9 protein-coding genes are annotated in these 9,429 nt (G+C 67.0%); 8 read left to right on the forward strand and 1 reads right to left on the reverse strand.

What is annotated here, in order from left to right; genetic code table 11:
• Positions 1-409: DUF4304 domain-containing protein (locus tag Rhe02_RS48755; protein ID WP_203915428.1), on the reverse strand; the 409-nt coding region annotated here is incomplete at its 3' end.
• 24 nt (positions 410-433) lie between these two features.
• Between Rhe02_RS48755 and Rhe02_RS48760 the strand changes: the two genes are divergently transcribed.
• The 8 genes from Rhe02_RS48760 to Rhe02_RS48795 all read left to right on the forward strand — a co-directional run bounded on the left by Rhe02_RS48760 (position 434) and on the right by Rhe02_RS48795 (position 9,404).
• Positions 434-1,558, forward strand: a complete 1,125-nt coding sequence (locus Rhe02_RS48760; RefSeq protein ID WP_203915429.1) for an exo-beta-N-acetylmuramidase NamZ family protein — start codon at positions 434-436, stop codon at positions 1,556-1,558.
• Positions 1,559-1,653: 95 nt separating this feature from the next.
• Positions 1,654-3,474, forward strand: coding sequence for an ABC transporter substrate-binding protein (locus Rhe02_RS48765; protein ID WP_203915430.1), 1,821 nt, complete (start codon positions 1,654-1,656; stop codon positions 3,472-3,474).
• Between the two features lie 6 nt (positions 3,475-3,480).
• Positions 3,481-4,482: an ABC transporter permease gene (locus Rhe02_RS48770; protein WP_203915431.1), complete on the forward strand. Its 1,002-nt coding sequence runs from the start codon at positions 3,481-3,483 to the stop codon at positions 4,480-4,482.
• Complete coding sequence (locus Rhe02_RS48775; protein ID WP_203915432.1) at positions 4,479-5,351, forward strand: ABC transporter permease; 873 nt, start codon at positions 4,479-4,481, stop codon at positions 5,349-5,351. Before Rhe02_RS48770 ends, Rhe02_RS48775 begins: the two co-directional genes overlap by 4 nt.
• Positions 5,352-5,354: 3 nt before the next feature.
• Positions 5,355-6,347 carry an ABC transporter ATP-binding protein gene (locus Rhe02_RS48780; protein WP_203915433.1) on the forward strand — a complete coding sequence of 331 codons (993 nt, stop codon included), beginning with the start codon at positions 5,355-5,357 and terminating at the stop codon, positions 6,345-6,347.
• The gene (locus Rhe02_RS48785; RefSeq protein ID WP_203915434.1) at positions 6,344-7,348 is read left to right on the forward strand and encodes an ABC transporter ATP-binding protein; all 1,005 of its coding nucleotides are present in this window, start codon (positions 6,344-6,346) and stop codon (positions 7,346-7,348) included. The genes Rhe02_RS48780 and Rhe02_RS48785 overlap by 4 nt, the downstream gene beginning before the upstream one ends.
• Positions 7,348-8,250 (forward strand): N-acetylmuramic acid 6-phosphate etherase, encoded by a 903-nt coding sequence (gene murQ, locus Rhe02_RS48790; RefSeq protein ID WP_239124572.1) that lies wholly within the window; start codon positions 7,348-7,350, stop codon positions 8,248-8,250. The genes Rhe02_RS48785 and murQ overlap by 1 nt, the downstream gene beginning before the upstream one ends.
• Positions 8,247-9,404 (forward strand): anhydro-N-acetylmuramic acid kinase, encoded by a 1,158-nt coding sequence (locus Rhe02_RS48795; RefSeq protein ID WP_239124571.1) that lies wholly within the window; start codon positions 8,247-8,249, stop codon positions 9,402-9,404. The genes murQ and Rhe02_RS48795 overlap by 4 nt, the downstream gene beginning before the upstream one ends.
• Positions 9,405-9,429 lie beyond the last annotated feature (25 nt).

The raw sequence follows: 9,429 nt of genomic DNA on the forward strand, positions 1-9,429 counted from the left end.
GCAGGAAGACCAGCAGGTCGGCGGCGGCTCGGCCGACCCCGTCGCCGAGGGTGACCTCGACAGAGTCCTTCTCCGGCCACAGGTCCGGGCGCACCTGGCGGGGCCGGGCGAAAACCGGCGCGCTCGAGGTGAAAGGAATCGGCTCGGCCGCGTAGACCGGGTGGGCACGCTGCCTGATCTCCCACGTGCCCGGTGGCCAGACCGCCGTGTTGACCGTGAACTCGAGTCTGGTGCGGGTGGTGTAGTCGGAGACCTGGATCTCCACCAGCACCCAGGACGTGTCGTCACGACGGTCGTACCAAAGGCGTTTGCCTTGCCGGCCAAGGCCGGCCCGTTTCAAGGCCGGGTAGATGACCCGCGCCACCTGGTCGCTGAACTCCTTGCGGACAAACGGGATCTCGTCGGCCACCCGGTCATGTTATAGCTTCTCAGGATGATCGGAATGGACCGTCTCGTCGCCACTGACTTCGCCTTGCTTGCGGGACAACGGGTCGGGGTGATCGCCAACCCCACCTCGGTCGACCATCGGATGCGCCACCTGGTCGACCTCATGCACGTCGGTGGCCGGGTGAGCATCGCGGCCGTCTTCGGGCCGGAGCACGGTTTCCGCGGCTCGGCGCAGGCTGGATTCAGCGAGGGGCCGCAGGCCGACGCGCGCACCGGGCTGACCGTCTACGACGCGTACACGGCAAGCGAGGCCGACTGGGCGCGGATGTTCGCCGAATCCGGCACACAGACGGTGGTCTTCGACATCCAAGATGTGGGCGCCCGTTTCTACACCTACATCTGGACCCTTTACGACTCGATGTGCGCCGCCGCCGGGCTGGGCCTGCGCTACGTCGTGCTCGATCGCCCGAACCCCCTCGGCGGCAACGCTTTCGGGCCCGTCCTGCAGCGACAGTTCGGCTCGTTCGTGGGGCGGCGGGAGATCGCGCAGCAGCACGGCATGACCGTCGGCGAGCTGGCCCGCTTCTACAACGCGCGGTTCCTTTCCACCCCGGTGGAGCTTGAGGTGGTGCCGTGCGCGGGGTGGCGGCGAGAGGCGCTGCCCGATCTGCCCTGGGTGATGCCCAGCCCCAACATGCCCACGATGCAGACCGCGCTGGTGTATCCGGGCACCGGGATGTTCGAGGGGACAATGCTTTCCGAGGGCAGAGGGACCACCCGCCCGTTCGAGCTGATCGGCGCGCCCGGCCTCGATCACCGCTGGGCCGACCGCCTCAACGCGCGCAACCTGCCCGGAGTCGTGTTCCGTGAGGCCTATTTCCGTCCGACCTTCCAGAAGTTCGCCGATGAGCTGTGCGCGGGAGCCGAGGTGCGGGTCCTTGATGTGTCCACTTTCGACTCCATCGGCACGGCTGTAGCGATGTTGGTGGAAGCCAGCAGATACGAAGCCTTCCGGTGGCGTGAGGACGGTTGGATCGACAAGCTCACCGGCTCGTCCAGGTTGCGCACAATGGTTGACCAAGGCGCTGATCTGCCTGAAATAGCCGCCACCTGGAGGGTCGAATTGGCCGAATTCGACGACCAAAGACGGCCATATCTCCTCTATCGGTAAGTTATTTTCTAACATCCCAGGATCGTTGCCTGAAATTTATTGACGCGACGCGGCCGGACTGCATAACCTCACGCCAACTTTTCTTTGGAGGTGCTGTGAAGAGGTCAGTCTCCGCTGTCGCCGCAGCCTTGGCGTTGGCCTTGGCGGTCACCGGGTGTAGCGAGAGCAAGCCGCAGGCCAAGGCCGGCGGTACATATACGACTATCGACGGTAACCATGCGATCGACCCGCAGGCGCCGATCAACCCGTACGCCGGCAAAGGAAATGCCTTCAGCGGCTACAACGCCATGCCGTTGGCGTTCCGCAAGAACCACCTCACCGACCACAACCAGCATTACCCCGCGGTCGCCGAGAGCTGGCAGGTCTCGGCCGACGGCGGCGAGGTCACCATCAAACTTCAGCCGAAGGCCAAGTGGTCAGACGGCACGGACCTGACCGCCGAGGACATCAAGACCTCGGCCGCGGTCGCCTTCGCGCTCGGTGGCTCGATCTTCGCCATCACCCCGGGCACGACGGGCGCCCTGGGCGAGGTCACCATCGTGGACAGCAAGACCATCAAGTTCACCCAGGCAACGGGGGCGCGCAACAACACCTTCCTGTTCGGTGTGCTCGCCATGTGGGTGCTGCCCAAATCGGTCTACGGTCCCCAGCTTCCCGCCGACTTCTGGGATCTGGTCAAGCTCGGCGGCTCCGCCGACCCGGCCAAGGCTGTCGAAGCCAAGGCGGCTCGCGACGAAATCACCGCGCTGGGCAAGAAACTCATCGCCTTCGGCCCGGCCAAGGACGTGTCAGTTGGCCCGTTCGTGCTCGACAGCGTGAACGCCAGCGAGGCGATCCTGGTGAAGAACCCCCACTTCTACGGTGTGGACAAGATCGGCCCGGACAAGGTGCGGCTGCGCAACTACACCGGAAACGAGCAGATCTGGAACTACCTGACCGCGGGCGAGCTTGACTCGGCCCCGTTCACGGCCACCCCGACCAATGTGGTCAACGAGATACTCAAGGTCTCCGGCTCCAAGCAGATCAAGGGTCTGTCCCAGGTGAGCGCAGCGCTTGCGTTCAACCAGAAGATCGCGCCTTTCGACAAACTCGAAGTGCGCCAGGCGCTGGCCTACCTGATCGACCGCAGCGAGGTGCAGAAGGTCGGCGCGCCCGACAGCGGCAAGCCCGCCGAGCACACCTCGGGCCTGATCGAAGACGCCGCCAAGCAGTGGATCGGCGACGCCGAGGTCGGCAAGCTCAACGCCTACAGCGTGGACAAAGCCAAGGCCGAAGCGCTGCTGACCCAGGCTGGACTGTCCAAGAAGGACGGAAAGTGGATGCTCGCCACCGGGCAGCCGTTCACCTTCAAACTCCAGGTGCCCAACGGATTCTCCGACTGGGTGGCGGCCGGTAAGAACATCGCCAGCCAGCTCACCAACGCCGGTATAGCGGTGGAGGCCACGACAAGTGCTGACTATGCCGTGTACCAGAAGGAAATCGCCGAAGGCAAATACGCGGCCGGTTTCTGGCTGATCGCGCTCGGCCCGTCCACCTACAACGCCTACGCCCGGCTCTACGGCGCGGCCAACGGCTGGACCGCTTTCGGCGGCAAGCTCACCCACAACGCCCCGGGCGCCAGTGGCAACTGGATCGGCAGCGCGGAAACCGCGACCGTCGCCGGGCTGGGCACGCTCAACCCGGGTGAGCTGACCTACCAGCTCAGCCAGCTGCCGGTGGACCAGTCCAAGGACACCATCATCAAGCTGGCCCGCTACACCAACGAGCAGGTCCCGATGATCCAGATGTGGAACTACGTGAACGTGCAGTTCATCAACACCACGCGTTACGACAACTACCCGCCCGACAACTGCGAGTGCCTGCGGCTGACCCACGGAGTGTGGATGCAGCTCGGGTACATCCAGCCCAAGAAGTAAGAAGCAATGAGGGGATTCCTCAGACGGCTCGCGGGTCACTTGACCCGCGGGCTCGTCATGATCTGGGTCGTGGTCACCTTCACCTTCTTCCTCATCCGGCTCATGCCGGGTGACCCGGTGCAGGTGCAGTACGAGAAGCTCATCGCGCAGGGGATGTCGCCCGATCAGGCGGCGTCGGCCACCGCGGTGACCTACGGCTTCGTCCCGCACGGGCCGGTGTGGAAGCAGTATCTGGAGTACCTGTCCGGGCTGATCCGTCTCGATCTCGGTGTTTCCGTTGACTCGCAAGGGGTTGCGGTGGCCGACCGGGTGTTCGGGGCGATGCCGTGGACGGTGCTGCTGGTGCTTTCCGGGATCCTGGTGAGCTTCCTCGTCGGCGTGGTGCTCGGGGTGGTGGCGGCGCTCAAGCGCTCCACCGCGGTGGGGCACAGCCTGTCGATCGCGGGTTCGCTGCTGCACGGCGTGCCGCCCTTCGTCATCGCCATCGTGCTGGCCGCGGTGTTCACCCGCCGCTATCGCTGGTTCCCCAGCGGAGGGCAGTACAACGGCGACGAGGTCGCCCCCGGCTTCTACTACGACTTCATCGGCGACGTCGCCTATCACGCCTTCCTTCCGGCGGCCGCCTTCGCGATCGCCTCCTACGGCGGGTGGCTGCTGGCCATGCGCTCCTCGGTGGCCAGCGTGCTCGGCGACGACTTCCTGCTCGCCGCGGAGCTGCGGGGGCTGACCCGGATGACCCGCTTCCGTTATCTGGCAAGGAATGCGATCCTGCCGTTGTTCACGGTGCTGGCCATCTCGTTCGGGCTGGTCTTCGGCGGCTCCATCTTCATCGAGCGCATCTTCAACTACCCAGGTCTGGGGATGCTGCTCTTCGCCAGCATCGGCGCCCGCGACTTTTCCATGATGAGCGGGGCATTCCTGATGATCACGGCTGCCGTCATCGTGGCGAACATCCTCGCCGACCTGCTCTACACCTTCATCGACCCACGGGTGAGGAGGCAGGCATGAGACTGTCTGTCCGCCAGCGCTTCTGGCGTGGAGTCTGGGTGGCGCTCAAACGCCGGCCCAGCCGGATACTCGGCGTAATCATCATGGCGCTGTTCGTCTTCATGGCCATCGCCGGGCCCTGGTTCTACCCCGACCGCCTGCCCTACAACGTCGACAACATGTACGCCCCGATCAGCTGGGACCACCCGCTGTCCACCGACTTCGAAGGCGTGGACGTTTTGGCCCTGGTCATCACCGGCACGCGCGGCGTGCTTCTGGTGGCGGTGGCGGCGGGTCTGGTCACCATGCTCGTCGGCACCGCGGCCGGGCTCTACGCCGGGTACAGGCGCGGGGCCGCCGACTCGGTGCTCATGCGGATAGCCGACTTCGCCCTCACCATCCCGGGTTTCCCGCTGCTCATCGTGCTCACCACGGCGATGAACTTCGGGGCCTGGTGGAAGATGGCGCTGGTGCTGGGCCTCATCGGCTGGGGCGGGCTGGCGCGGGCCGTGCGCTCGCAGACGCTTTCCTTGCGCGAACGCGGTTTCATCGAGGCGGCGCGCGGCCTGGGCCTGCCCACGCGGCACATCGTCACCAAGGAGCTGCTGCCCAACGTGGCCCCTTTCATCGCCACCAACCTGCTGATGGCGGTGACCGGCTACATCTACGCCCAGGTCGGTCTCTACTTCCTCGGCGTGCTACCGCTCGACACCAGCAACTGGGGGGTCATGCTCAACGCGGCGGTCTTCCAGTCGGGCGCGCTGATCTCGCCGGACGCGTTGCCCTACCTGCTGGCCCCGCTCGGCGCGATCCTGCTGCTGACCCTGGGCGTGGTGCTCATCGTCGACGCGCTCGAGGAGATCTTCAACCCCCGGCTGCGGGAGGGCTGACCGATGTCCATTGTGGAGCTTTCCACGGAAACCCTTCCGGGCGTGGCCATCTCGGGCCTCACCATCGCCTACCGCACCGACGCAGGCGAGCTGGCCGCGGTCAGCGACATCACCCTCGGCCTTCCAGCCGGAACCATCACCGGCCTGGTCGGCGAATCCGGCTCCGGCAAGTCGACGCTCGCGCTGTCTCTGCTCGGCGCGGTGCAGAAGCCGGGCCGGGTCACCGCGGGCTCGGTGGTCATCGACGGCATCGGCGACATCACCAAGCTCGACGAGCATGCGCTGCAAAGCGTGCGCGGCGCCCAGATCGGGTACGTGTTCCAGGCCGCGCAGAACTCGCTGAACCCGCTCAAGACAGTGGGCAAACAGCTGCTGGACCTGGGCCGGTCACATCGCGTCAAAGACCTGCGCGGGCTGCTGCGCGAGGCCAAGGTTTTGTTGAGCCGGATGGGCCTGGCCGCCGAGCGGGTGCTGGATTCCTATCAGCACGAGCTTTCCGGCGGCATGCGTCAGCGGGTGGGCATCATGTTCGCCCTCGTCCTCAACGCCCACCTGCTGGTGCTCGACGAGCCCACCACCGCCCTCGACATGATCACACAGGCGAACATTCTGCAGATCGTGCGGGACGTGCACGCCGAACGCGGGCTCACCACGCTCATCGTGACCCACGATGTCGGAGTGGTGGCCGAGGTCGCCGACCGGATGGCGGTCATGTACGGCGGGCGCGTCGTCGAACACGGGCAGACCATGGAAATCCTCGGCGCCCCAAGGCATCCCTACACGCGCGGGCTCATCAGCGCCATCCCGCGCCTGACCGGGCCGGTGGACGCGGCCAAACCGCTGCCGGGCACGCCGCCGACCCTGGGCACGATCCCGCGCACCGGCTGCGTCTTCCGGCAGCGATGCCCACTGCGCATGGAAATCTGCGACACCGTAGCGCCGGCGATGATCGGCGGCGTCGCGTGTCATGCGGTGAACGAAACGGAGCAGCTGTGATCGAAGGCCGTGGCATCACCAAAACCTTCGCCAGCCGAGGCGGGGTGCTCGGATCCCAATCGGTGACCGCGTTGCGCGGCGTGGACTTCCTCATCCCGCGTGGGGGAGCGGTGTCCTTCATCGGCGAGTCCGGATGCGGCAAGACCACCCTGGGGCGGATCCTCGCCGGCCTGGAAACCTACGACGGTGGCCAGCTCATCGTCGGCGACACCGATCTGAGCACGCTCAAGCCCAAGGCTCGCGAGCCACACTTCCGCCGCGTCCAGCTGATCCACCAGGACCCGTATTCGGCGCTGAACCCCACCCGCACCATCGAGTCGACGTTGCGCGACCCGCTGCGGCTGCGCGCTGCCCAGACCGGAAAACCGGCCTCGTGGGTCGCGTCGCAGACCGAGGAACTCCTGTCGCTGGTGGGCCTTGACCCTTCCTATGTCCTTCCGCGGTACCCGCATCAGCTCTCGGGCGGGATGCGCCAGCGGGTCGTGGTGGCGCGGGCGCTCACCGTGGAGCCCGAGGTGCTCGTCGCCGACGAGGCCGTGTCGATGATCGACGTCTCGCTGCGGCTGGGCATTCTTGGCCTGCTGCGCCAGCTTCGGGAAACCCTGGGAGTGTCGATCCTGTTCATCACCCACGATGTGGCGACCGCGCGCTATGTCGGGGCCGACGGCGAGCTGTACGTCATCTATCGCGGTCAGGTGGTCGAGCGCGGGCCGGTCGAGACCGTGCTGGCCGATCCGGTGCACCCCTACACGCAATGCCTGCTGTCGGCCATTCCTGTGCTGCATGGGCTGGAGCGGCCGGGGGAGGATCGTCTGGTACCCAAAGAACCCTTGGATGAGAAGATGGAGCCGGCCGGATGCCTGTTCGCTCCGCGCTGTCCTTTCGCGACAGAGGTTTGCGTGTCGGAGCGCCCGGTGCTCGGCCGGCTCGGCGGCACCCCCCAGCACCACGCCTGCTTCTTCCCGGCTAGCCGGCACGTCGTCGCCACCCCGCTGCGGTGATGGAGGCGCTGGACAGTCTGCTCACCGAGCAGGTTGACGAACGCTATGCCAACGTCGACACCGCCTCCGTCGAGCAGCTGGCGGCCCTGATGAACGACGCGGACGCGACCGTGCCGGTGGCAGTCCGGCTGGCGCTGCCACAGATCGTGCCCGCGATCGAGGCCATCACCGAGCGGCTGCGTTCCGGCGGCCGGCTCATCTACCTCGGCGCGGGAAGCGCGGGCCGGATCTGTGTCCTCGACGCGGCCGAGTGCCCGCCCACCTTCAACGTGACAGCGGGCTTGGTGAGCGCCATCATGGCCGGCGGGTACGAGGCCCTGGTCGATTCGGTGGAGGGCGCCGAGGACGACGGCCCCGCCGGGCAGGCCGCGGTGGAAGCCTTCGGCGTGACCGAGGCCGACGCGGTGGTCGGGGTCACCGCCAGCGGCCGCACCCCCTATGTGCTGACCGCGATGCGGGCGGCGAAGAACCGAGGGGCGCTGACGGTTGGCTTGTCCTGTAACGAGAACACGGCCTTGAGCGCGGAGGTGGCGTTCCCGATCGAGGTGGCGGTCGGGCCGGAGGTGCTCGCCGGGTCCACCCGGCTCAAAGCCGGGACGGCGCAGAAAATGGTGCTGAACATGATCAGCACCATCGTCATGACGAGGCTGGGCAAGGTTTACGGCAACCTCATGGTCGACATGAGGGTCACCAACGGCAAGCTTCGAGACCGTGCCCTGCGCATCATCGAGCGGGTGACCCGCTGCTCCCGGGCAACCGCGGACGCGGCCCTGGAGGCGGCCGACCTCGAGGTCAAGACCGCCATCGTCACCATCCTCAAGTCGTCCTCGGTGGAGGCCGCCCGGCAACGCCTTGCCGCGGTGGGAGGCAGGCTTCGCGACGCGCTGGAGGCCCCGGCGTGAGAGTGCTCGGCATGATCTCCGGCACCTCGCACGACGGCATCGACGTCGCCGTGGTCGACTTCGCGCTGGCGGGCACCACCCTGCACGGCAGCTTGCGCCACGCGGCCTGCATCCCTTACCCACCAGCGCTTCGCGCCCGCCTCCGCGCCGCGCTGCCTCCGGCATCGCTGACCTTCGCCGAAGTGTGCACCCTGGACACGTTGATAGGCCAAGCTTTCGCCGACGCCGCCTCGGCCGCGCTGGCCGTGGCCGGCAAGGTCGACCTGATCTGCTCGCACGGCCAGACCGTCTACCACTGGGTCGAAGCAGGAAAAGTGCATGGCACCCTTCAACTAGGCCAACCGGCGTGGATCGCCGAACGCACCGGCACCCCCGTAGTCTCCGATCTACGAGCCCGCGACGTAGCCGCAGGCGGCCAGGGCGCCCCGTTGGTCGCCCTGATGGACACCCTCCTCCTATCAGGCCTCCCCGGCCGCCCAGCCGCCCTGAACCTAGGCGGCATAGCCAACCTCACCATCCCCACCCACCCGGGAGCTTTTCCTGCGCTCGCTTATGACCTCGGCCCTGCCAATGCCCTCATCGACGCCGCCGCCTGGCGTGCCTGCGGCGCTCATTTCGATCGCGACGGCGAGCTTGCCGCCGCCGGCCGGATCGATCCGGATCTGCTCGCCGCGCTGCTGGCCGAGCCCTACTACGCGCTGCCGCCACCGAAGACCACCGGCAAGGAACTCTTCAACCTGGCCTACCTCGAATCGCTTCTGTCCCAACGCAATCTCGCCGCAGTCGACGTCGTCGCCACCGTCACCGCGCTGACCGCCGAAATCGTGGCGGCCGAAGTAAAACGCCACGGGATCGACACCGTCATCGCTTCCGGCGGCGGCTGCGCCAACCCGACGCTGATGGCCATGGTCCGCTCCCGCCTCGACGGCATCAACGTCGTCACGTCAGGCACGCTGGGCGTGCCCTCCGATGCCAAGGAGGCCATCGCTTTCGCCCTGCTCGGCTACTTCACCGCGCACGGCCTGCCCGGCAACATCCCTTCCTGCACAGGCGCTGCCGCGCCCAGAATCCTCGGCACCATCACCCCCGGCCGCGCCCAGCTGCGCATACCCGCACCACCTTCGGAGCCGCCAACCCGCCTCCTGTTGGCCTAGCCCACCGCAAGATCCACGCATCGGG

Origin of the sequence: Rhizocola hellebori (assembly GCF_016862955.1) — a bacterium.
Lineage (GTDB): Bacteria > Actinomycetota > Actinomycetes > Mycobacteriales > Micromonosporaceae > Rhizocola > Rhizocola hellebori.

Coding starts and splice junctions, on each gene's coding strand:
- Rhe02_RS48760 (WP_203915429.1), top strand. CDS start 434: ATGATCGGAATGGACCGTCTCGTCGCCACTGACTTCGCCTTGCTTGCG.
- Rhe02_RS48770 (WP_203915431.1), top strand. CDS start 3,481: ATGAGGGGATTCCTCAGACGGCTCGCGGGTCACTTGACCCGCGGGCTC.
- Rhe02_RS48775 (WP_203915432.1), top strand. CDS start 4,479: ATGAGACTGTCTGTCCGCCAGCGCTTCTGGCGTGGAGTCTGGGTGGCG.
- Rhe02_RS48780 (WP_203915433.1), top strand. CDS start 5,355: ATGTCCATTGTGGAGCTTTCCACGGAAACCCTTCCGGGCGTGGCCATC.
- murQ (WP_239124572.1), top strand. CDS start 7,348: ATGGAGGCGCTGGACAGTCTGCTCACCGAGCAGGTTGACGAACGCTAT.